We start from the raw sequence: 22,374 nt of genomic DNA, 5'->3' as shown, positions 1-22,374 counted from the left end.
AAGTGTCCCCAAGCGGGTCTTCTCATGGCAGCCCCCCAGGTGACTGCCATTGATCCAGGTCAAATGCCCGGGGAGGCCATTTTCCATGCTTTTCGCTCCGCTGGCCCCGGCACCGAGGAAAACCACGCTTTGCCCGGCGCGACCATAGAATGCTACATCGGAAATGACCGCTGCGACAGAAAGCCGCGCGGCGTCTTGGCCTACCGGGACCGGCTCAGGGCCGGCCCGGGGCCGGGGCCGTATTCAAGTGCGTGCTAATAGAAAACGAGGGCCCATTCCGTGCCGTCCGATAGATTTGCCCCCTCTCCCTCCGCCGAACCGCCCGTCGCCCCCCGCCGGCCCAAGCGAATCGAGCTGCACGGCATCCTTCGCGAGGATCCTTACGCCTGGCTGCGCGACGACAACTGGCGGGAGGTGATGCGCGACCCCGCCGTCCTGGATCCGGAGATCCGTGCCTACCTGGAGGCGGAGAACGCCTACACCAAGGCGGCCATGGCGCCCACCGACGCGCTGCAGAAGCAGCTCTTCGCGGAGATGAAGGGGCGCATAAAGGAAGACGACAGCTCGGTGCCCAGCCCCGACGGGGCCTACGCCTACTATCAGCGTTTCGAGACCGGCGGCCAGCATCCGGTGTTCTGCCGCTGCCCGGCCGGCGCCCCGGCCTCCGCGGCCCATGGCGGGAAGCGGGAAGGGGAAGAGGTGCTGCTGGACGGCAACCGCGAGGCCGAGGGTGAACCCTATTTCCGTGTGGCGAGCTGCGAGCACAGCCCCGACCACCGCCTGCTGGCCTATGCCGTCGACCGCAACGGCTCCGAGCGCTACCGCATCACCGTGAAAGACCTGGCCTCGGGCGAGCTGCTGCCCGACGCCATCGAAGAGGCGCAGGGCAGCCTGGTCTGGGCCAACGACGGGCAGACCCTGTTCTACGTCACCCTGGATGCCGAGCACCGGCCCTCCAAGGTCTACCGCCACCGCCTGGGCGGCGATCCGGCGGCCGACGAGCTGGTCTACGAGGAACCCGATCCCGGCTTCTTCGTCGGCCTGCACAAGACCGAAAGCGATCGCTTCGTCGTCATCTCGGCGCACGATCACACCACATCTGAGGTGCGGGTGATCGACGCGGCACGGCCGGAAAGCGCCCCCCTGCTCATCGCGCCGCGCGAGCGGGACATCGAGTACGAGGTCAGCGACCACGGCGAACGCTTCCTGATCCTCACCAACGCCGGCGGCGCCATCGACTTCAAGATCGCCGAGGCGCCCCTCGACGCGCCGGGGCGGGAGAACTGGCGCGACCTGGTGCCGCACCGGGAAGGGCGCCTGATCCTCAGCCTGCTGGTCTTCAAGGACTATATGGTCCGCCTGGAGCGCGAGAACGGCCTGCCGCGGATCATCGTCACCGCCCTGCCGTCCGGCGCGACCACTGGTGGGGAGCACGCCATCGCCTTCGACGAGGAGGCCTATGCCCTGGGCCTGGTGCCGGGCTACCTCTACGATACGGCGACCCTGCGTTTCGCTTATTCTTCGCTGACCACGCCGCAGCAGGTCTTCGACTACGACATGGCCGCGCGGGCGCGCGAGCTGCTGAAGGAGCAGGAGGTGCCCAGCGGCCACGACCCGGCCGACTACGAGGCGCGGCGCATCCTGGCGCGCGGTCACGACGGCGAGGAGGTGCCGGTGTCCATCGTCTACCGCAAGACGACGCCGCTGGACGGCTCGGCGCCGCTGCTGCTGTACGGCTACGGCTCCTACGGCATGAGCACCCCGGCGGGCTTCTCGACCAACCGCTTCAGCCTCATCGACCGTGGCTTCGTCTATGCCATCGCTCACATCCGGGGCGGCACCGACAAGGGTTACGGCTGGTACCTGCACGGCAAGCGGGAGAAGAAGGTCAACACCTTCCACGACTTCATCGCCGCCGCCGAGGGGCTGATCGACGCCGGTTTTACCACAGCGGGGCAGATCGTCGGCCACGGCGGTTCGGCCGGCGGCATGCTGATGGGCGCCGTCGCCAACATGCGCCCGGATCTGTTCCGCGGCATCGTCGCGGAGGTGCCCTTCGTCGATGTGCTGAACACCATGTGCGACAAGGATCTGCCGCTGACGCCGCCGGAGTGGCCGGAATGGGGCAATCCGCTGGAGAGCGCCGAGGCCTACGAGAGCATCGCCGCCTATTCGCCCTACGACAACGTCGAGGCCAAGGACTACCCGGCGATCCTCGCCACCGCGGGCCTCACCGATCCCCGCGTCACCTACTGGGAACCGGCCAAGTGGGTGGCCAGGCTGCGCGCCGCCAAGACCGACGGCAACCTGCTGCTGCTCAACACCATCATGACCGGCGGCCACGGCGGCTCCTCGGGCCGCTTCGACAAACTGCACGAGGTGGCCCTGTCCTACGCCTTCGCCCTGCTGGTCTGCGGCAAGGCGAAAACGCAGGATGGAGCGGGGTCGGCCTAGGCCGCCTTCACCGAAGACAGGAAGGTCTCGATCTCGCGGCGCAGACGTTCGGCCTGAGTGGTGAGATCGGCGGAGAGAGCCGAAACCCGGCCGGCGGTGTCGGTGGTCTGTCCGGTGGCGGCATCGACCTCCGTGATGTTGCGGGTCACGTCCTCGGTGCCGGCGGCGGCCTCCTGGACGTTCTTGGCGATCTCCTGGGTCGCCGCGCCCTGTTCCTCGACGGCGCTGGAGATCGTCGTCGCGATCTCGGCGATTTGGTCGATGGTGCCGTTGACCTGCTTGATCGCCGTGACGGCCTGGCCCGTGGAGGTCTGCATGGCGGAGATCTGCTGTGAGATTTCCTCGGTCGCCTTGGCGGTCTGATTGGCCAGGGTCTTCACCTCGCTGGCGACCACCGCGAAGCCCTTGCCGGCTTCCCCGGCGCGCGCCGCCTCGATGGTGGCGTTCAGGGCCAGCAGGTTGGTCTGTTCGGCGATATCCTGGATCAGGTTCACCACCGCACCGATCTTTTCCGCGGCGGTGGCCAGCTCGGACATGGTCTCGCTGGTACGGTCGGATTCCTGCTTGGCCTGGCTGGAGATGTCGGTCGAGCGGCTGACCTGGCGGCCGATCTCGCCGATGGCGCCGTGCAGCTCCTCGGCGGCCGCGGCGACCATCTGAACGTTGGAGGAGGCCGAGTCGGCGGCCTTGGTGGCGGCGCCGGAGCGTTCCTTCGTGGTCGCGGCGATCTTCGCCATGGAATCGGCGGACTCGTTCATCTCGGCCGAGGCTGCGGATACGACGCCCAGGGCCTCGCCGACCATGGTGTCGAAGTCCGCGATCAGTTGTTCGACGGCCTTGGCCCGTTTCTCGTTGGCGGCGCGCTGAGCGGCCTGCTCGGCCTCCAGCCGTTCGCGCTCGATGGCGTTTTCCTTGAAGACCACCACGGCGCGGGCGATGTCGCCGATTTCGTCCTTGTTCTCCAGGGAAGGCACTTCCAGCGAGGTGTCGCCGGCGGCCAGGGCTTTCAGCGTCTCCGTCATTTTCAACAGCGGCCCGCTGACGCTTCTGCCGATAATTACGCCCAGGCCGATGGCCAGGACGAGCACGGTGACGCCGATGACAAGGAAGATGCTCCGGGTCAGGACCCGCGAGGCTTCCAGCGACTGCTCGGCGGCGACGAGGCCTTCGGCCGCGGCTGAGAATGCCCGGTCGAAGTCGTCGTTCATCCGCCCGAAGATATCGCTGAGCAGCGAGATCTCCGCCTCCAGTTCGAGGGACCCCTCGGCAAAGGCATGGAAGTCCGCCTGATATTTGTCCATCAGGCCGGAAACCTCGTCCTTGAAGCTCTGGGACAGGGGCGTGCCGGTCAGCAGGCGGTCGAACTCCTGGCGGCGCTCGTCGATACTGCCGATGTATTTCTCCGCGCCACGCAGCATGAAGTCCTTCTCGTGCCGGCGCATCATCAGCATCTTGACGGTCAGAGCATCGAGGCGCGCTTCCTGCAGCTTGGTCTCGACAGCGTGAACGGCGGCGCGCAGGCTGCCTTTCAGGCCGCTTTTCTCGTCGAGGCCGATGCGCTCCTGCAGCGCCGCGACTTTGCGGAACTGCTCCGCGTGCGCGATGATGCCTTCGCGCAGGCGGCCGATTTCCGCGCGGATCGAGGCCGCGACTTCCAGTGCGGCCATGCGATCCAGATCGCTCAGCACTTCCGTCGTCGCCTCTTCGTACCTCTCCAGGTACTTCATGTCCTTGCGGATCAGGAAATCCTTTTCAGCGCGGCGCATCTGCAGGGCGCCGGACTCCACCTCCTGCGCATACTGCGCGAGGTGCGAACTGTCGCCTTGGGCGTGAAAGGCGCTTCCCAGGCTGATGTCGCCGAACAGGTAGGCGCCGCCGAGGACGATGACGCTGAGAGCGCTGATCGCCGAAAGCAGCCCGATGCGCGCGGAGATGCGAAACTGCTGAAGCTTGCTGAGAAGGTTTCGTACGGCCATATGAAAGTACCTCAACGGTTCGGGCTACTGAAATCGATTTGCGGTTGCCATCAATTCGATATCCACATCACTGTCATGGATAATTCTAACAATCTGTGAACAGCGATCTGAAACGGCGTGTTTTTCGACGAATTACAATCAGCAGGGCATTCGTTTTCCGCCGTTCAACCGCCGTTGCACAACCAGGTTGTGGGGCGTGGCGAGGTTCTCTACTTTCGCAGGCCGTCCTTCGCTTGCCGCTTTCGTCCGACCGGCTGCGAGCGGAAGTATGTAGTCGCGAGAAGATAAACGACCGGAGGCTGTGGCCTTCCGCCGCCGGCAGCGGAAGGCCGGCGGCGCCGAAGATTGCGGCGGGCGGCTGTCCGCGGGGAGTTGGAACGTGAAGATGTACGACCTGGCGGGCGCCGACCCGTCGCTGCGGTTCAGTCCCTACTGCTGGCGTACCAAGATGGCCCTGGCGCACAAGGGCCTGGCGGTGGAGACCGTTCCCTGGCGTTTCACCGAGAAGGACGTCATCGCGTCCTCCGGGCAGGGCCGGGTGCCGGTGCTGCTGGACGGCGACAAGGTCATTTCCGACTCCTGGGAGATCGCCTGCTATCTGGACGAGGCCTATGCCGACCGCCCGGCGCTGTTCGGCAGTGGCGACGCCAAGGGTGCCGCCTTCTTCATCAAGCGCTGGACCGAGGCAGTGGTGCATCCGGCGCTGGTGCGGTTGATCATTGCCGACATCGTGAAGATCGTCGATCCGAAGGACGCCGGCTATTTCCGCGAGACCCGCGAGAAGGCGCTCGGCGTCAGCTTGGAGGACTACGCGGCGGCGAAGGAGGAGAACATGAAGAACCTCCACGCCGCGCTGCTGCCGCTGCGTCTCAGCGTGAAGGATCTGGCTTTCCTGGGCGGCGCTGCGCCGTCCTACAGCGACTACATCGTCTTCGGCGCCCTGCAGTGGGCGCGCTGTTCCTCGCCGCAGGACCTGTTGCCCGCGGACGATCCCGTCGCCGCCTGGTTCGACCGGCTGCTGAAGCTCTACGACGGCTTGGGCGCCAAGGCGCCGCGCCCGGCGGCCGCCTAGAGCGACAGCGCCCGGCGGTCCTCCGCGGCGACTTCCAGGACCCAGGCCTTGAAGGCCTCGACCTTGGGGTCGTGCCATCTCGCCGCGGCACCGATCAGGCAGAAGTCGCCCCAGTCGGTCTTGCAGCGCAGATCCGGGAAGGGCATCACCAACTGGCCGGTCTGGAATTCGTGGTGGGTGAGCAGCAGGTCGCCCATGACCACGCCGGCGCCCATGAGGGCGGCGGTCACCGCCATGTCCAGGTTCGGAAAGACATCGCCGGTTTCCGGATCGACGCCCTCGACGGCGAAGGTCTTCAACCAGCATTTCCAATCGTGGCGGCTCGCCGTTTCGTGCAGCAGGGTGAAGTTGGCGAGGTCGCTCGGCTGCTTGAGGGGGATGTCGCCCTCGAGCAACTGCGGCGCGCAGGCCGGTACGATGGACATGGGCAGGAAGGGCAGCACCTCCATGCCGGGCCGCTGCGTCCGATAGGTCGAGAGACCGAAACCGAGATCGAAGTCGCCGTTGCGGAAACTTTCCGGCTCGAAGAACTCCGTCGTCAGCCGGACACGGATGTCCGGGCACTGGGCCCGGAACTTCGGCAGCCGGGGGATGAGCCAGCGGATCGAGGTGGTGGGCGGACAGATGATGTGCAGGTCGGTGCGCTCGGCCGCGGCGCGCTGGGCGCCGTGCCGGATGGTCTCGAAGGCCCCGGTCAGCGCCGGCAGGAAGCGGCGGCCGGCTTCGGTCAGTTCGATGCCTTTGGGCAGCCGGCGAAACAGGCGGACCCCGAGGTGCTCTTCCAGCAGCTTCACGTGGCGGCTGATGGCGCCGCGGGTCACGCAGAGCTCGTCCGCCGCTTCGGCGAAGCTGCCATGGCGGGCGGCCGCCTCGAAGGCGCGCAGGGCGTTCAGCGGGGGCAGTTGCATGGTTGTCTCTTGAGTTAGTTTTTCTGATCCTAACAGTCAGATAGCTTGAGTTGAAGCCGGATCCCGGGAGGTGCTCAATGGACGCTGCCGATACGCTTTTAGCAGCCGCAGGAGGAGAAAATGAGTGGAACCTTGCACCTGCGTCGCGCGCCCCTTGGGGAGTGCCGGTCTCTCACGGAATGGTTCAGGAAAGTTAATGCAAGGTTGGGGGCCTTGCGGCACCGGCAGGGAGTACGCGGCGAAATGCGGAGACTGCTGAAGGTCGGGCCGCATATGATCGCCGATATCGGGCTGGATTTTGACGAAGCCGTGGCTGAGAGCCGCAAGATGCCGTGGCAGGCTTGACCCGCAACCGGCCGCGGCGGCGGCCCGTTGCGGCGCTTACTTCTGCGGCGAGACTGCTGACAGGGCGCTGTCAGGAGGTTCGCGCTAGGCTGGGATCATGACTGCACCGCAAACGACCGAGTCGGGTGTTTTTCGGGCGCTGCACCAGCGCGCCGGCGCCTTCGTAATTCCGAACCCCTGGGATGTCGGCAGCGCGCGGTTGCTGGCGTCTCTCGGGTTCGAGGCTCTCGCAACCACCAGTGCCGGACTTGCCTTTTCGCTGGGGCGCCCGGAAGGCCTGTTGGCCCGTGAGGAGGTTCTGGCCCATTGCCGCGCCATGACCGAAGCCACGGCTTTGCCGGTCTCCGCCGATTTGGAGAAGGGCTTCGGCGACTCGCCCGAAAGCGCGGCCGAGACGATCCGCGCCGCCGCGGCGACCGGGCTCGCCGGCTGCTCCATCGAGGATTATACCAATCGCCGCGACGATCCCATTTTCGATTTTCCGCTCGCGGTGGAGCGGATCGCGGCGGCGGCCGAGGCCGCCCGCGGCCTGCCGCGGGATTTCGTGCTGACGGCGCGCAGCGAGAACTTCCTCTGGGGCCGTCCCGATCTGGACGACACCATCCGGCGCCTGCAGGCGTTCGAGGCCGCCGGCGCCGACGTGCTCTATGCGCCGGGTCTACGGAGCCTCGACGACATTCGCAGCGTCTGCGCGGCGCTTCAAAAGCCGGTCAACGTCGTGATGGGACTGCCGGGCGCGGCCTTCACCGTACAGGACCTCGCCGCAGCCGGCGTGAAGCGCATCAGCGTCGGCAGCGCCTTTGCGCGCCTGGCCTATGGCAGCCTTCTCGCGGCGGCGGGGGAGATTGCGGAACGGGGATCGTTTGACGCTCTTTCCGGCGCGATCGGCTTCGGCGAATTGGAGGAACGCTTCCGGTCCTTCATGAAGACGTGACCGGTTTTCCCTGCTCGGCGTGGACCTCGTCGAAGGCCGCTTGAAGGCCTCAGGTTTCCTTCGCGGCTTCTTCGCTCGGCTCAGGCAGCGGCCCGTCGGGTGTCAGGCCGTCTTCTTCCAGGGGTGTGGCGGGCATGTCGCCTTCGGACTGCACGGCTGATTCGAGGCCCGCCGGCGGCGTGGCCGTTTCCGGCACTAAGGGCTTCTCGGCGGCTTGCTGCAGGCTGCGGCTCACCGCTTCGGCGATGCGCAGCAGCCGGTCCTGCGCCATCTTGCCGACCAGGGAATAGGCCATGTGGCTATCCTGCCAGACGTAGCGGGTGGACGCGCCCTCGCGGAAGACGGTGAAGCCGGTCCGGCCCGCCTTGCCGCCGGCGCGCATGTAGAGCGTCACGCGCTGGCCTTCGCCGTTCTGGTAGAGCAACTGCGCGGCCGGTTGGCCGCTGTTGGTGGCGATGACCCGCTCTGCGGCCAGCTCGAAGCCGAGCGCCTGCAGGTCCGGCAGGCGGGCCGGCGCCCTGCCGGGCAGGGCGGCCAGCCAGGCGGTGACTTGGAGCGCGCTCTCGGCGCCGGCCTGGGCTTCGGCGCCGGTTTGCGGCACGGAGCTGGCGAGCTGGAGCGGCGAGGCGGCGCCGGCTTGTCCGCCGCCGGCCTGGCGTGCCAAGGCGACCAGGGGATCGCCCTGCCAGCGGCTGCCGTGCAGCGCCAAGCCGCCCGCCGCCGAGGCGCAGAACAGCAGCACCGCCGCCGCCGCAACGGCGGGCCGGTTGCGCAGGAGGCGGCCGCGCCGCCGCGCTTTCGCAGCTCCGCCAAGCTCCTTGTCCAATTGTCGGGCGAGTTCCGTGATCCGCGGCGGCACCGCGCCGCCGCCTTGTGCCGGATCGAAAAGCGCATGCATCGCGACGTTCTGAGCGCGGTAGGCGGCGATCCGCACCGCCTCGGCGGCGTTGGTGGCCAGATAGGCCTCGATGGCCGCGCGCCGCCGGCCGTCGAGTTCGCCGTCGACGTAGGCTTGCAGTTCCTCCTCGGGAATGCCGTTGTCGTTATCGTGCCATCTGGGCGTCATCTGGCCTTCCGCAGCTTGGCGCAGGGGAGAGGCGCCTTCTTGGATCCCTTGCCCGGGTCGCCGACCGGCCGCAGATTGGCCAGGGGCGCGCCGGCCATCATGCGGCGCAGCGCTTCACGGCCGCGCGACAGGCGCGACATCACCGTGCCGATGGGCACGTCCAGAACCTGGGCCGCGTCCTTGTAGGCCATGCCTTCGTAGCCGACCAGGAGAACCGCCTGGCGCTGCTCCTCGGGCAGGCGTTGCAGCGCCATCGCCAGATCGTTCAGTTCCAGCTGCCCGTGCTGCGGCGCCGGGCGCGCGAGCCGGTTTTCCAGCACCTCCTCGGGAACGCTGTAGCTCCAGCGCCGCCGGTCGTTCAGGCGATCGACGTGGGCGTTGTGCAGGATGGTGAAGAGGTAGGCCCGCAGATTGCGGATTTCGCCTGCCTGTGCGCCCGCCTTCTGACGCCGCGCCAGGGCGCGGCTCAGACTCTCCTGCACCAGGTCGTCCGCTTCCGCGGCATCGCCGGCCAGGGAGCGCGCATAGCGGCGCAGGGCGGGGATATGTTCCAGAACCGTCTCGTCCGCTCTTGCCACGCTTCTTGCCTCCGTTGTTGCCACCTTGTCGCTTCGTGCGGACGGCATCGCGCCGCCCCGCATCGCTTCAAGGTAGGCAGGCCGCCGGGGGCTGTCGTGGAACCTTAACGGGGTCGATTTGTGGCGAATTATGTCGGTCTCTGCCGCAATCATGGCAAGACCCTTCCGCGCATCCTGCGGCTGTCGTCGGCGGCGCGGCGCCGGCCCCTGTGCGGTCGCCAGCGGGCCGGCGGCTGCTGCGCCCGGCGAGATCACCATGTCCGTTCCGGCGGAGCGGGCGGCTATTGACCGCTGGCGGAGCCTTCGGTCTCCGGCGCCGTCGTCTCCGGCTCCATCGGCAGGGTCCCGCTGGCCTGGGGCTGCTGCGTCTGGGGCTGCTGCGTCTGCGGATCGGCGCCCTCTCCGCTGGGCATGGCGCCTTGCTGCTGCATCGGCACGGCGCTGCCGCTGTCCGAGGTCTGCTGCTCGTCGCAGGCGGCGAGTCCGAGGGCCAGGCTGGCGGCGGTGAAGGACGAGAGAAGAAGCGACTTGGTCATCTGACAATTCTCCGGTTGGGATAAGGAATTCCTCCGGGGCGGGGAGGCGGCCGGCGCTAGGGGAGAGAGCTGCGCCGGCCGCCGCTACGGGCTGTGAGGGAAGGGCACGCCCGCAAGAACATCGCCCCGGAAGTAGGCAAGCATTTTCCCGATAGACCCACGCCTGGCGGATTTATTCCCGGTTGCGCGGTTTCCCGCGCCGCCGCACCCTGCTGCCATGCCCGGCGCCACGCCCAAGCATTTGAAGTTCCTTGCCTTACGCTGCCGGACATCGGCGCGGTTAACGCTCCGGTAAGCGTCCCTGGGGCATTTAGAGATTCGCCCCATATTTGTTTTGTTCCGGCGGCCTGATTTAATTCAGGGTTATGTTGTGCGGCCGGCGGCGGGGGTGGCTCCGCCGCGGCGCCGATCGAGAAGGGCCCGAGAGGCGATGCGTTGGACTGACGCGCTTGTGGCACTGGTGATTGCCTGCCTGGCGGCCTATCTGGCCGTTCAGCCGCTGCCGCGCGATCTGGAAGGCGCCGCCTACGACCTGTTGCTGCGCGCGCGGCAGGAGGTTTATGGACAGAGCACCCATCCGCGTCCGCCGGGAGGATCGCCCGTGGTCGTGGTGGCGCTGGACCGGGAAACCGCGCTGCGTCCGCCTTTCGACCGCCTGCCGCAGGAACTGTGGACGCCGCAGATCGCTGCGGTGATGGACCGCGTCCTGGCCGGCGGCGCGCTGATCGTCGCCCAGCACGAAACCTTCGCCACTTCCGGCGCGCTCCTGCGCGAAGGTTATGACGCCGACTATCTGGCCGTGCTCGCAAGCGCCGGCAAAGAGGGCCGCATCGTGCTCGGCCGCCGCGCTCCGGCCCCAGAGCGGCTTGGCCCGCTGCCCGGCTATGTCGAGGCCGTCGGCGGCGACCGCAACCTGCGCCGCATCGCGCTCCATGCCGACGGCGACGGCGTGCTGCGCCGCGCGGCGCTCTACGAGAGCAGCCGCGACAGCACCGGGACCGTCAGCCTCAACCCCTCGCTGGCGCTTGAACTGGCGGCCCGCGTCATCGGCGAGCGGCCGCATCTGCTCAACGGCGACTCCCTCATGCTCGGGCGCTATGCGGTGCCGGGTTCGGACGACAACGCCATGCTGCTGAACTTCCAGGGCGGCGATGGCGGCATTCCGATGTTCTCCCTGGGCGATCTCCATGCCTGTGCGGAGGACGGCGACGAGACCTTCTTCCGCAAGCATTTCGACAACCGGGTGGTGTTGTTCGGGCGCAGCGACGTGCCGCGTATCCGCAAGGTGACGGCCGCCCGCTTCCTGAACGTGCACAACGCCGACCGCGCCGCCGCGCGCTGCCGCCTGCCGGCGATGCAGAGCCTTGTCCGGGCGGACGACGGCGCCACCACGCCGGAAGTGGTGGTGACCGCGACGGCGGTGCGCAACCTGCTGCAGCGCGACGCGGTGAAGACGCTGCCGCTCTACGCCGCAGCCCTGGTGTCCGGCCTGCTCGCGATGGCGGCGGCCTTAGCCGTGCTGCGGGTCAGCGCGGTCCTGGCGCTGCCGGCGATCCCGGTCTTGCTGGCGGCCTGGAGCTACCTGGCGGTGGTCATGCTGGCGCATGAGAACTGGCTGATGCCGCTGGCCCAGCCGTTCTCGGCCATCGCCATCGCGATCGTCGCGGCCTGGAGCTATCGCGGTGCCAGGCGCCTTTATCCGCGTCTCCGCTCTGCCTGACGGAGCTTGCTCCCAAGGCCGGCGGGTTTGAGGCAGGTCAATGACCGCGTTGCGGCGGCGGCCGATGCTGCCCCCGGATCACTTGGTTCGGCGGCTTTGGGAAGGAGGAGCTGCGGTCATGGCAGCGAGATTGAGTTCCACGGTTGCGGCTTGGGCGCTTTGTCTGGCGCTGCCGCTGGCCGCGCAGCCGGCCGGGGCGCAGCAGGACGGCTGGCAGAGCGAACTGACCGAGCAGATGCAGCGCGAGTACGATTGCGAGGTGGCTTTCCTGAGCCAGGTCGCCGAGCGTTCGGTGAACGGCGACTTGGTCATCCTCGCCAAGGTGCATTGCCTCGACAAGCGCACCTTCGACGCCTACCGCGACAGCGCCTTCGGGCCCTTCGAAATTCACCCCTGCGAGAACCCGGACAACCGGGTGTGCTGACGCATCCGTTGCGGCCGGACGTTTCGTCGGTCGCCGTTCAGTTGGACGCGGTCGGAGCCTCGCCGGAGGCGAAGTGCGGACGCAGTGCCGGCATCAGCAGGCGGAAGGGGATCAGCAGGCAGCCGGCCATCGCCATCTTGGCGCCGAAATCGCCCAGCGCCCAGGTGACCCAGGGCAGGCCGGTGCCGGCGAAGGCGACGGAGAAGAACAGCGTCGTATCGACGATGGAGCCGAGCGTGGAGGACACGACCGGCGCCCGCCACCACACGCCCGCGCGCAGGCGGTTGAACACCGCGACATCCAGAAGTTGGGCGACCAGGAAGGCGCTGCCCGAGGCAATGGCGATGCGCGGCGTGGCGAGCCAGATCGACAGCACCACGGCCAGGGCGAAGCCCGCATAGATCACCTGGCGGGCGGCCTTGGGCCCCAGGCTGCGGTTGGTCAGGTCGGTCACCAGGAAGGCGACGGGATAGGTGAGCGCCCCCCAGGTCAGCCAGTCGTTGATGGGGAACTGCACCGCATAGTTCGACAGGCCGACGATGAACACCATGGCGGCGACGCCGATGGCGATCCCGAGGGGCGAAGAGGCAAAGCGCGGTTCGGTCATGTCGCTGGTTCCCTGCAAGTCTGGGGTGGCGGCGCCCTTATGCACGCAGCCGCGCCCGCAGCGGCGGTTTCCTATCAGATGCGGCCCGTCAAGGCCAGCGGCAAGGATTCCTGCGGGTCCCGCTCCCGCGGCCGAAGGGCTGCGTGCCGGGGCGGCGAACGCGCCGTCGACCCGGCGGCTGAGCGGAGGTTACGCCCTTTGCGAGGCTTTCATCCCCGGTGTCCGATAGGCTAGTCTCCAGCCGCCGCGGCCGGCAGTCCCGGCGGCGGCCGTTTCTTCGGGGAGTTCCCTTGCGCTTGTTCCGTTTTCCGGCCCGTCTCCCGGCCCTCCGCGGCCTTCTGCTGCTGGTTCTGGCGGTCCTGGCCGTCGCCGGGCCGACCCCTCTGCGGGCCCAGAGCCTCGAGCTTCCTCCGGCGCCCTTCAAGGCCCTGCCGGAAGGCACCCGTATGGTCTGGGAGAACATGGACGACGGCAAGCGGGTCGAAGGGGTCGTCGGGCGCACCAACGGCCTGATCGTTTCCTGGATCTGGGAAGGCCGCTCCTTCGCCAGCTTCGCCCACATCTGCATGGACTGCGTGGCCGCCGGCATCCCGCCCGACGGCGGTGTCCTGGGTCAGATCTTTCCGCTGCAGAAGGGCAAGGCGGTGAGCTTCACCCGGCGCTGGGGCGGCGAGGCCTGGCGCGATCGTATCGAGGTGCTGGGGGCCGAGCGCGTCTCCGTGCCCGCGGGCACCTTCGACACCTATGTCCTGCTGCGCCGCTCCGAACTGGTGGGTAAGGACTGGCGGGCCGAACAACGGACCTGGTTCGCCCCGGATCTGGGATGGGTGGTGAAGTTCGAGGGGTATAACAACAAGGGTGCCGGCGAACGCTGGCAGGCCATCGAATTCGACTGAGCCCGGGTCCGCTGTTAGCGGTTGCAGTAAGCAATTGGGGAACAAGGGGGCAGCGCCGCGGCCCACAGAAAACCGCAGTTTTCCACAGATTTCAGCCTGGACAGTCATGCCGCACCGCTATATTGTGCGTACCATCGTCATAGCGACGATATATAGTATGTGCCGCAAGATGTAGCCATTAGCATAGAGGCAATCGCATGACTTGGACAGAAGAACGCGTTGCGGAACTCATGCGGCTCTGGGAAGCAGGGCGGAGTGCGTCGGAGATCGGCCGCCTGCTGGGGGTATCCAAGAATTCCGTCGTCGGCAAAGCGCACCGGATGAAGCTGAAAGCGCGTCCCTCGCCGATCAAGCGCGGCGCCACACCGCCAGTGCGCCGCAGTGTGGCGGCGGCCATGCCGAAGCCGGCAGCGCAGGTGTCCGTGGCGCCCAGGCAGGTGCAGGAGCGCCCGGTGGCGCCTGCGCCGGCACGGCGTCCGGCCCGTCCGGTGGCGCGGTCCGGCGGCAAGGGGCCGAGCTGCCTTTGGCCGATCGGCGATCCCGGCGACCAGGACTTCCATTTCTGCGGAGAGCCCGCGGTTCCCGGCAAGCCCTACTGCGACGAGCACTGCGCGCGGGCCTATATCGTGCGCAACCGCAGCGACTCGGAAGCGGCCTAGATCGGATCGCGATGAGGCGGAACCACCCTGTGGTTCCGCCTTTGCGTGTGAATGCGATCTATTTCAAAAGTATAGAGCAGATCCACAGGGCCGGTGGATCGCCTTCGGCGATTCCAGCCGACCCTGATCTGCTCTTGGACAACCCGCGTTCGGGCGGACGCGGACACACCGCTCCGGCCTTTGGCGAGGGATCGCATTGTCCTCGATCAGGCGTGTCTCCCTGATCGAGGATCGATCTCGCCACCGGCGCGGTACTCCGGCCTCGGGCCGTCCAGGCGGGGCGCCATCTCTGAATTTCACGCTGCCCTGACCAGGGCGGCGCCGCCGCGGCGCGGATCGCCGGCAGCGGACAGCGCGCCGTCGGCGCTGAGGGCCACTCCGTGCACGCCGCCGAAGAAGAGGTTATGGCGCGGCCAGGCGATGGTGCGGTAGCCCTGCCCGGAAAGGGCTGCGGCTGCGGCCTCCGGCAGGCCGCCTTCCAGGTTGGCGCTCTCCCCTTCCACATGGAGGCGCGGCGCCTCGGTCGCCGCGGCCATGTCCATACGGTGGTCCAGCAGGTTCACCAGCACCTGCAGCACGGCGGTACGGATGCGGTTCGAGCCGCCGGAGCCGATGGCGTAGAGCGCGCCCTCGTCGCTGGTCGCGAGGCTGGGCGCCATCATGGAGGAGAGGCGGCAGTCCTCAGGCCAGCGGTGGAAGCCGCCGTGGTTCAGGTCCTCCTCGCCCAGCATGTTGTTCAGCATGATGCCGCAGCCGGGCAGCAGGGTGCCGCAGCCCTCGCCGTTGGAGAGGCTCATGGCCGCCAGGTTGCCGTCGCCGTCGACGACGCTGATGTGGGTGGTGCCGCGGCTGAAGCCGGGGTGCCCGCCGACCTCGTCCTGATAGCGTTTCAGCAAGGCGGGTTCGAACAGCCGCCCGGCGGCGATCTCGGCCCCCTCGGCCAGGTGGGCCTCGATGCGCGCTTTGTTGGTCTGGCTCATGACCCGCGCCAGCAGGTCCAGTCCCTCCAGCGTGCCGGCACCGAGGCGCGCCGGCTCCGCTTTCGACAGCAGCGCCAAGGCGAAGGCGATGAGGATGCCGCCGCACGAGGGCGGCGGGTTGGTCGTCACCCGGTGGCCGCGGTAGTCGCAGACGAAGGGCTTGCGTCGCTCGACCCGGTATTCCGCCAGGTCGGCCTCGTCCAGCAGGCCGCCGGACTCCCGGCACAGCCGCACCAGACGCCGGGCGAAGTCGCCTTCGTAGAACAGGCGCGCACCCTCACCGGCCAGGGCCTCCAGGCTGTCGGCCAGCCGCGGCTGGCGCAGGCGTTCGCCGGGGGCGAGCAGCCGGCCCTCGTCGTTCAGGAACAGGCCGCGCGCTTCCGGCGTGGCCTTCAGGATCGGCGAGACCACGTCGAAGAGATAGCCGTCGATGGGGCGCAGTTCGACGCCCTCGCGCGCCAGGCGCGCCGCCGGTTCGACGATCCGCGTCATCGGCAGGCTGGCGAGATCGTCGTGGATGGCGAAAAGGCCCCCGACGGCGCCGGGCACGGCCACGGCGCCGACGCCGATTTGGAACTCCTGGGTCGCCGTGCCGAAGTCGGCGAGGATCGGATAGAAATCCAGCGCAGCCGGGTCCGGCCGCTGCTTGGGAGTCTGCACGAAGAAGTCGTAGAGCAGGGGCTCGCGGTTTGCGGGTTGGGCCAGCAGGAAGCCGCCGCCGCCCAGCGACGCCAGCACCGGCTCGGCCGCGCAGGCGGCGCAGAAGGCGGCCAGCACCGCATCGAAGGCGTTGCCGCCTTCGGCCAGGATCTCGTCGGCCGCCGCCGCCGTCGCCGGATGGCCGCAGGCCACGGCGCCGCGCCGCTGCCTTTGCCCTTCTTTGCCCATGAAATTCCGCATTTTCCCGCGAAGTGAGGCCAGAGGGTGGCGATTTTCCGCGGCTCTTGCAACGCTTCAGGCTCCTTCAAGGGACTCCCCCGTTAACCAAGAAGCTAAGAAAAGCGTTAAGGGCTTGGGCTCACCATGGCCAAGCCAGGGCGACCCGGCGGAGCGATCAGGGATCAGGACCATGAGCAGCTTGCACGAAGACGGTGGCGCGGCCAGCGGCCTGCTGACCCACAGCCTGCGGCTGGCGGTGGCGGTGGTCGTTACGGGCCTGGTGGTGATGTTCGTCGTCGAGGAGGAAGAGCCCGGCGCGCGGGTCATCGCGGTCGAGGACGTGACCCCCGGCGGTGGCGGCATGGAATTCGGCGGCACCACTGCGGGGGCCTATTCGGAGCTGGTGCTGCACGCCGGGGCGCACGGTCACTTCATGGTCGATGCCGCAGTCAACGGCGAATTGTTGCGCTTCATGGTCGATACCGGGGCCAGTTCCATCTACCTGACCCCGGAAGACGCCGAGCGGCTCGGCTGGCCGGCGCAGCGCCTCACCTTCTCGGAGCGCTATGGCACCGCGGCGGGCGAAGTGCGCGCCGCGCCGGTGACGCTGCGCTCTCTGCGCATCGGCCAGTTGGAGCTCTACGACCTGCCCGCCTCGGTCGGCGAGCAGTCGTCGGGCATCTCGCTGCTCGGCATGTCCTTCCTGAAGCGCCTGGAAAGCTACCAGGTGCGCGGCGACACCTTGATCCTCTCCTATTGACCCCCTGAAGCGCCTGCCTGAAGCGCCTGCCCGAAGCGCCTGCTTGCGCCGTCAATCTTTCAGCGTTTCTTCCAGATCGGGGAAGGGCCAGGGCGCGGCCTGCTCGTAGGCGCGCGCCGCGCGCAGCACCAGGCCGTCGGCGAAGCGCGGTCCGACGATCTGCAGCCCGGCGGGCAGCCCGGCGGCGGTGAGGCCGCAGGGCACGCTGGCGGCCGGCTGCATGGTCAGGTTGAAGGGGTAGGTGAAGGGCGTCCATTCGGGCCAGCGCGTCATGCCGCTGCCCAGCGGCACTTCCTCGCCGGCCTCGAAGGCGGGGATCGGCAGGCAGGGCGTCACCAGCAGGTCGTAATCCTCGTGGAAGCGGTTGGCCGCCGCCGTCAGGGCCTCGCGCCGCGCTACCGCGCCCATGTAGTCCAGCAGGCCGTAGCTGCGGCCCTCCTCGGCCACTTCCTGCAGGCCCGGGTCCATCCCGGCGATGGCCGCGGCGTCGAAGCGCTGCAGCAGCTTGGCCGCGCCGGCGTACCAGTGGATGCGGAAGACCTCGTCGGCGCCGGTGAAATCGGGCTCGGCCTCGACGATCTCGGCGCCGAGGCCGGCCAGCACCTGCACGGCCCCGGCGACCAGGTCGGCGATCTCCGGGTCCACCTCGTGCCCTCCCAGCGTCGGGCTGTAGGCGATTTTCAGGCCGGCGATGCCGTCGCCCAGGCCGTTGGTGTAGTCGGTGCCGTGGTAGGGCAGGCCGTAGGGGTCGCGCGGGTCCGGCTCGCTCATCACGTTCAACAGCAGCGCGGTGTCGGCGACGCTGCGGGTCATGGGGCCGATGTTGGCCAGGGTGCCGAAGGGGCTGAGCGGCCAGGCCGGCACCCGACCGAAGGTGGCTTTCAGCGCGAAGACCCCGGTGAAGCCGGCGGGGATGCGCACGGAGCCGCCGGCGTCGCTGCCCAGCGCCAGGGCGCCCATGCCGGCGGCCAGCGCCGCCGAGGCGCCGCCGCTGGATCCGCCGGGCGTGGTCGCCGGGTTCCAGGGATTGCGGGTGATGCCGTCCAGCGGCGAATCGGTGATGCCTTTCCAGCCGAACTCCGGCGTCGTGGTCTTGCCCAGGAAGACGGCGCCGTGCTCGCGCAGCCGCGCCACCGAGGGCGCGTCTTCCTCCCAGGCCTGGTCGCGGGAAACCGCCTTGGAACCGCGCAGCGTCGGCCAGCCCTTGGTCAGCAATACATCCTTGATGGAGGTAGGGACGCCGTCCAGCGGCCCGCGCGGCGCGCCCAGCCGCCAGCGTTCCTCGGATTCCGCGGCGGCGGCCAGGGCGCTCTCGGCGGCGACCAGGTTGAAGGCGTTGAGCTTGCCGTCGTAGCGCTGGATACGGTCAAGGGCCGCCTGCGTCGCGTCCACCGGCGACAGCTCCCCGGCGCGGTAGAGCTTTACCAGTTGCGTCGCGGTCATCAGGGCAATGTCGTCATTCATCGGGAAAGGCGCCTCGCGGATCGAAGGAAGGAGGGTGGACTCGAAAAGGGAGGGGGAGTCATTCCTCGCACGGCGGCCGGCTGCTGTCGAGCGCCGCCGCAATGCAGCCACTTTCTCCGCCATAATGCTGTGATAGCTTGGTTCAGGGCCTGCCACTCCCCATCTTCGGGGGATAGCGAGGAGCAAGACAATGCGAAGCTTATGGAAATCGCCGATGCCTGCGGCAGTGTTGGGCGCCGCCCTGCTGGTGACGCCGCCGCTGGCACAGGCGGAAGACCTGCGGCAGGAGGAGTCGCCGAAGGACACTCCCGGCGAAATGGCGCGCGAGGGCCTTGAGCAGATGATGCAGGCCTTGCGCTTGCTGGTGGAGAGCATTCCGCAGTACGAATTGCCCGAAGTGCTGGAAAACGGCGATATCATCATCCGGCGCAAGCATCCGAAGCCGGAGAGCCAGGAACCGGAGTTCGACGAGACGGCGACCTAGCCGGGGCCGTTCATGGCCGGGGCCGCGGGGCGCCGGGAGTGGGGGAGACGATGACCGATCGGCATGAAGCGGCCGGCGACGAAGGTGCTGGCAATCCCTTTGCAGCTTTGGACGCGGGGCGGCCGCCATGGGATGCGCTGGGCGCCTTCGTGCCGGCGCCGCAGCCGCACATCGCCGGCCGTGACGGAGGCCCGCTGAGCGGCCTGCGTTTTGCGGCCAAGGACATCTTCGACGTGGCCGGCTACGTCACCGGCTGCGGCAATCCGGACTGGGCGCGCAGCCACGCCCCCGCGGCCGCTCACGCGGCGGCGGTGCAGGCGCTGCTGGACGCCGGGGCCGAACTGGCCGGCAAGACCGTCACCGACGAGCTGGCCTACAGCCTCAACGGTCAGAACTTCCACTACGGCACACCCACCAACGTGAACGCGCCCGGCCGCATCCCCGGCGGCTCCTCCTCCGGCTCCGCCGCCGCGGTGGCCGGCGGCCTGGTCGACTTCGCGCTGGGCAGCGATACCGGCGGTTCGGTGCGCGTTCCTGCCAGCTACTGCGGCATCTTCGGCCTGCGCCCCACCCATGGACGCGTCTCGCTGGCCGGAGTCATGCCGCTGGCGCCCAGCTTCGACACCGTCGGCTGGTTCGCGCGCGAGGCCGGCCTGCTGCGCCGCGTTGGGCAGGTGCTGCTCGGCGGCGCGCGGCAAGGTGAGGCGGGGCGCTGGCGCCGCCTGCTGGTCGCCGAGGACGCCTTTGCCCTGGCCACCCCCGCGGCGGCGGCAGCCCTGGCGCCGCTGGTCGAGCGCCTGGAGCAGCGTCTCAGCCGCGCCGAGAAGGTCGCGGTGATCGACAATGACCCCGAGAGCTGGATGCTGCGCTTCCGCCATATTCAGGCGCGCGAGGTCATCGACTCGCATGGCGCCTGGATCGCCGGGACGCACCCCGTTTTCGGGCCGGAATCGCGTGAGCGCTTCGACTGGGCGGCTTCGGTCACCGAGGCGCAGGCCGCCCCGGCGCGCGTGGCGCGCGAGACCTTGGCCGCGCGGCTGGCCGAGATGCTGGGGGAGGATGCCCTGCTCTGCCTGCCGGCGGCGCCGGGTGTCGCGCCGCGTTGCGAGAGCACGGCGGCGGAACTGCAGTCGCACCGCGGCGCCGTACTGAGCCTGACCGCCATTGCCGGCCTCGCCCGCCTGCCGCAGGTCTCGCTGCCGCTGGCGCGGGTCGAGGGCTGTCCCCTGGCCCTCTCGCTGATTGCCCCGGCCGGCGCCGACGAGGATCTGCTGGCTTTCGCCGAGGTCCTCTGCGCGGCGGAGGAGCGCCAGGATCTGTGAGCAAGAGGCCGCCTCAAGCGGCGTCGACGGTCTTCTCGCTGATGCGCGTGAGCGGCAGGGTCACGGTGATGCAGGTGCCTTCGCCCAGCGTGCTTTCCAGCTTCAATTCGCCGCCGTGCACCTCGATGAGGGCGCGGCACAGCGGCAGGCCCAGGCCGGTGCCCTCGTGCTTGCGGCTGAGGCCGGATTCGACCTGGGTGAAAGGCTCCAGCATGCGTTCCAAGTCGTTCTCGGCGATGCCGATGCCGGTGTCGGTGACCTGGAACCCGGCGCCGAGGCCGGGCGTGGCCCAGGCGCGAACGGTGATGTGGCCGCCGGCGGGCGTGAATTTCACGGCGTTGGACAGCAGGTTGATCAGGATCTGCTTCAGGCGCCGGGCGTCGGCGCTCACCATGGACAGCGGCTCGTCGTAGTCGGTGGTCAGCGCGATGTGGTTCTCTCTCGCGCGCGGCCCGATCAGGCGTAGGCCCGAGGCGATGACCTCGCGCAGGTCGACGTTCTCTTCGTAGAGATCGATCATGCCGGCTTCGGCTTTCGAGACGTCCAGGATGTCGTTGATGATGGTGAGCAGGTGATTGCCGCTCTCGTGGATGTTCTGGATGTAGTCGCGGTAGTTCTCGTGGCCGATGGCGCCGAAGACCTCCTGGATGATCAACTCGGAGAAGCCGATGATTGCGTTCAGCGGCGTGCGCAGTTCGTGGCTCATGGTCGCCAGGAATTCGCCCTTGGTGCGGTTGGCCATCTCGGCCGTTTCCTTGGCCCGCAGCAGCTCGTGCTCCGCCCGCTTGCGTTCGGTGACGTCGCTGAGCGAGCCCGCCATGCGGTAGACGTGCCCACTTTCGTCTCGCACGCCCAGGCCACGGGAGTGCACCCAGCGGTACCCTCCGTCGTCGCCGCGCATGCGGTATTCGTGATCGTAGTACTCGCTGTGGCCCCGCAGGTGCTCGCGCATCCGCTCCTGCATTTCCTCCAGGTCTTCCGGATGGATGCGGCCCAGCCAGGTGTCGACCGGGATCACCGGGTCGCTGCCCTTGATGTCGACGATCTCGCGAAGGCGCCGTGATACATAGACGCCCTGCACGGCGTCGCCCCATTCCCAGATGCCCTCGTTCGCTCCACTCAGCGCCAGGGCGTAGCGCTGCTCGCTTTGCCGCAGGGCGGCTTCGATCCGCTTGGTCTCGGTGATGTCGGTGTAGACCATCACGTAGCCGCCGTTGGCCAGTCTGCGGTTGCGGTTCTCCAGAACCGTGCCGTCGGGGCGAATGCGCTCCATGCGCGCCTGCAGGCTGGTCATCATGATCTCGGTGCGGCGCTCGACCTCTTCCTCGGTCAGGGCGGGTCCGTACTCGCCGCGCGCGGCGTTGTAGCGCACCAGATCCTGGAAGGTGGCGCCGCTTTCCAGCAGGTCGCGTGGAATGTTGAGCAGCTTCGAGAACTCGCTGTTGAAGGCGACCAGCTTGAGATCCTGGTCGAAGAGGCAGACGCCGACCGGGATGTTCTCGACGATGGCGTTCATCAGACGGGCCTGGCCCTCCGCCTTTCTCTCCGCCGTGGCCTTGGCCTGCTGGGCGGCGTTCAGCGCCGCGAAGATCATGCAGATCATGCAGGACAGCACCAGGCCGGTGTGCAGGACCACCCGCCAGTCGCCGTTCGGGTCGATGGCCAGCAGGCGGGGGTCGAGGATGCCCCGGCCGAGCTGGGTCAGCAGATAGGTGCCGAAGATCAACAGGGTCCCGGCACAGAGAATGAAGACGAAGCGTCCCTGCTTGCGGTAGTGGCGCCAGAACAGAATGCCGGCAACGCCGACGCCGCCGGCGGCGCAGAGGTTCAGCGCGACGATGACGATCCGCGGCACCGTTGGATAGATCAGGCAGCTCGCGGTGCCGATGAAGATCACCCCGACGGCGACCAGCAGGGCGCGCAGGTGATCGTTGTAGCCGAGGAAGCGCAGCGCGCCGCCCAGAAGCAGCAGGGAGATGAGGGCTTGGCCGCCTTCATGGACGGCCTGGAAATACTCCGGGCCGAAGGTTGAGGCGGCGCTGAGAGCGCTGAGCCGCAGGGCCTCGCAGCCCAGGCCGGCCGCCCACCACATCTGGGCCGGGCGCTCCTCCACCTGCCGGGCGGTGGTCAGGGCCATGACCGCCAGCATCGCCGGCGCCATGGCCGCGACCAACATGACCGCTGCGAAGGAAAAGGTGGTGGTCTCTTCTACCATTGCCCCGGCGAATCCATAGACGCTTGCCCCCTGAGGGGCCGGACATCTGACGGGCAAGGCGCCACAACCTGCCGGTGATTCGGGCAGGCCGGAAG

General features: G+C 68.4%; 19 protein-coding genes. 10 read left to right on the top strand and 9 right to left on the bottom strand.

The annotated features are described in order from the left end of the window. Positions 1–279 precede the first annotated feature (279 nt). Positions 280–2,454 carry a S9 family peptidase gene (locus AAFN88_RS19375; protein WP_347522283.1) on the top strand — a complete coding sequence of 725 codons (2,175 nt, stop codon included), beginning with the start codon at positions 280–282 and terminating at the stop codon, positions 2,452–2,454. Here the strand turns inward: AAFN88_RS19375 and AAFN88_RS19370 are convergent. Next, entirely contained in the window at positions 2,451–4,430 is a 1,980-nt protein-coding gene (locus tag AAFN88_RS19370) for a methyl-accepting chemotaxis protein (protein WP_347522281.1), read from the bottom strand. The genes AAFN88_RS19375 and AAFN88_RS19370 overlap by 4 nt on opposite strands. A gap of 385 nt (positions 4,431–4,815) precedes the next feature. Between AAFN88_RS19370 and AAFN88_RS19365 the strand changes: the two genes are divergently transcribed. Beyond that, on the top strand, positions 4,816–5,502 hold the full coding sequence (locus tag AAFN88_RS19365; protein ID WP_347522779.1) for a glutathione S-transferase N-terminal domain-containing protein: 687 nt from the start codon (positions 4,816–4,818) through the stop codon (positions 5,500–5,502). On the opposite strand, the gene AAFN88_RS19360 is transcribed toward AAFN88_RS19365, so the two are convergent. After that, positions 5,499–6,410: a LysR substrate-binding domain-containing protein gene (locus AAFN88_RS19360; RefSeq protein ID WP_347522279.1), complete on the bottom strand. Its 912-nt coding sequence runs from the start codon at positions 6,408–6,410 to the stop codon at positions 5,499–5,501. The two genes, AAFN88_RS19365 and AAFN88_RS19360, sit on opposite strands and share 4 nt — an antisense overlap. A 442-nt stretch (positions 6,411–6,852) precedes the next feature. Between AAFN88_RS19360 and AAFN88_RS19355 the strand changes: the two genes are divergently transcribed. Continuing rightward, positions 6,853–7,689: an isocitrate lyase/phosphoenolpyruvate mutase family protein gene (locus AAFN88_RS19355; protein WP_347522278.1), complete on the top strand. Its 837-nt coding sequence runs from the start codon at positions 6,853–6,855 to the stop codon at positions 7,687–7,689. 49 nt (positions 7,690–7,738) lie between these two features. On the opposite strand, the gene AAFN88_RS19350 is transcribed toward AAFN88_RS19355, so the two are convergent. The 3 genes from AAFN88_RS19350 to AAFN88_RS19340 form a co-directional block, all read right to left on the bottom strand. Beyond that, on the bottom strand, positions 7,739–8,755 hold the full coding sequence (locus tag AAFN88_RS19350) for a hypothetical protein (RefSeq protein ID WP_347522276.1): 1,017 nt from the start codon (positions 8,753–8,755) through the stop codon (positions 7,739–7,741). Further along, on the bottom strand, positions 8,752–9,333 hold the full coding sequence (locus AAFN88_RS19345; RefSeq protein WP_347522274.1) for a sigma-70 family RNA polymerase sigma factor: 582 nt from the start codon (positions 9,331–9,333) through the stop codon (positions 8,752–8,754). The genes AAFN88_RS19350 and AAFN88_RS19345 overlap by 4 nt, the downstream gene beginning before the upstream one ends. 281 nt (positions 9,334–9,614) lie before the next feature. Then, positions 9,615–9,869: a hypothetical protein gene (locus AAFN88_RS19340; protein WP_347522273.1), complete on the bottom strand. Its 255-nt coding sequence runs from the start codon at positions 9,867–9,869 to the stop codon at positions 9,615–9,617. A 430-nt stretch (positions 9,870–10,299) separates the two neighbouring features. Between AAFN88_RS19340 and AAFN88_RS19335 the strand changes: the two genes are divergently transcribed. Together AAFN88_RS19335 and AAFN88_RS19330 are read left to right on the top strand one after the other, a co-directional pair. Beyond that, positions 10,300–11,589: a CHASE2 domain-containing protein gene (locus AAFN88_RS19335; RefSeq protein ID WP_347522272.1), complete on the top strand. Its 1,290-nt coding sequence runs from the start codon at positions 10,300–10,302 to the stop codon at positions 11,587–11,589. A 118-nt stretch (positions 11,590–11,707) separates the two neighbouring features. Next, on the top strand, positions 11,708–12,013 hold the full coding sequence (locus AAFN88_RS19330; protein ID WP_347522271.1) for a hypothetical protein: 306 nt from the start codon (positions 11,708–11,710) through the stop codon (positions 12,011–12,013). A 37-nt stretch (positions 12,014–12,050) separates the two neighbouring features. Here the strand turns inward: AAFN88_RS19330 and AAFN88_RS19325 are convergent, their stop codons facing one another. Beyond that, positions 12,051–12,620, bottom strand: a complete 570-nt coding sequence (locus AAFN88_RS19325) for a queuosine precursor transporter (RefSeq protein ID WP_347522270.1) — start codon at positions 12,618–12,620, stop codon at positions 12,051–12,053. Positions 12,621–12,916: 296 nt separating this feature from the next. Between AAFN88_RS19325 and AAFN88_RS19320 the strand changes: the two genes are divergently transcribed. After that, positions 12,917–13,516 carry a hypothetical protein gene (locus tag AAFN88_RS19320; protein WP_347522269.1) on the top strand — a complete coding sequence of 200 codons (600 nt, stop codon included), beginning with the start codon at positions 12,917–12,919 and terminating at the stop codon, positions 13,514–13,516. 197 nt (positions 13,517–13,713) lie between these two features. Further along, on the top strand, positions 13,714–14,175 hold the full coding sequence (locus AAFN88_RS19315; protein WP_347522268.1) for a GcrA family cell cycle regulator: 462 nt from the start codon (positions 13,714–13,716) through the stop codon (positions 14,173–14,175). 296 nt (positions 14,176–14,471) lie between these two features. Here AAFN88_RS19315 and ggt read toward each other — a convergent pair whose 3' ends face one another. Continuing rightward, a complete protein-coding gene (ggt, locus tag AAFN88_RS19310; protein WP_347522267.1) occupies positions 14,472–16,043 on the bottom strand; it encodes a gamma-glutamyltransferase in 1,572 nt (523 codons plus the stop codon). Between the two features lie 181 nt (positions 16,044–16,224). On the opposite strand from ggt, the gene AAFN88_RS19305 reads away from it, so the two are divergent. Further along, positions 16,225–16,794, top strand: coding sequence for a TIGR02281 family clan AA aspartic protease (locus AAFN88_RS19305; protein ID WP_347522266.1), 570 nt, complete (start codon positions 16,225–16,227; stop codon positions 16,792–16,794). Between the two features lie 51 nt (positions 16,795–16,845). Here AAFN88_RS19305 and AAFN88_RS19300 read toward each other — a convergent pair whose 3' ends face one another. Continuing rightward, a complete protein-coding gene (locus AAFN88_RS19300) occupies positions 16,846–18,258 on the bottom strand; it encodes an amidase (protein ID WP_347522265.1) in 1,413 nt (470 codons plus the stop codon). Positions 18,259–18,472: 214 nt separating this feature from the next. On the opposite strand from AAFN88_RS19300, the gene AAFN88_RS19295 reads away from it, so the two are divergent. After that, entirely contained in the window at positions 18,473–18,742 is a 270-nt protein-coding gene (locus AAFN88_RS19295; RefSeq protein ID WP_347522264.1) for a hypothetical protein, read from the top strand. Between the two features lie 50 nt (positions 18,743–18,792). Continuing rightward, a complete protein-coding gene (locus tag AAFN88_RS19290; RefSeq protein WP_347522263.1) occupies positions 18,793–20,064 on the top strand; it encodes an amidase in 1,272 nt (423 codons plus the stop codon). 13 nt (positions 20,065–20,077) lie between these two features. On the opposite strand, the gene AAFN88_RS19285 is transcribed toward AAFN88_RS19290, so the two are convergent. Then, positions 20,078–22,279, bottom strand: a complete 2,202-nt coding sequence (locus tag AAFN88_RS19285) for a PAS-domain containing protein (protein ID WP_347522261.1) — start codon at positions 22,277–22,279, stop codon at positions 20,078–20,080. Positions 22,280–22,374 lie beyond the last annotated feature (95 nt).

Origin of the sequence: Pelagibius sp. CAU 1746, assembly GCF_039839785.1 — a bacterium.
Taxonomy (GTDB): Bacteria; Pseudomonadota; Alphaproteobacteria; order Kiloniellales; family Kiloniellaceae; genus Pelagibius.
The sequence above is the reverse complement of the archived record's forward strand: the minus strand, read 5'-3'. Positions and strand labels throughout refer to the sequence as shown.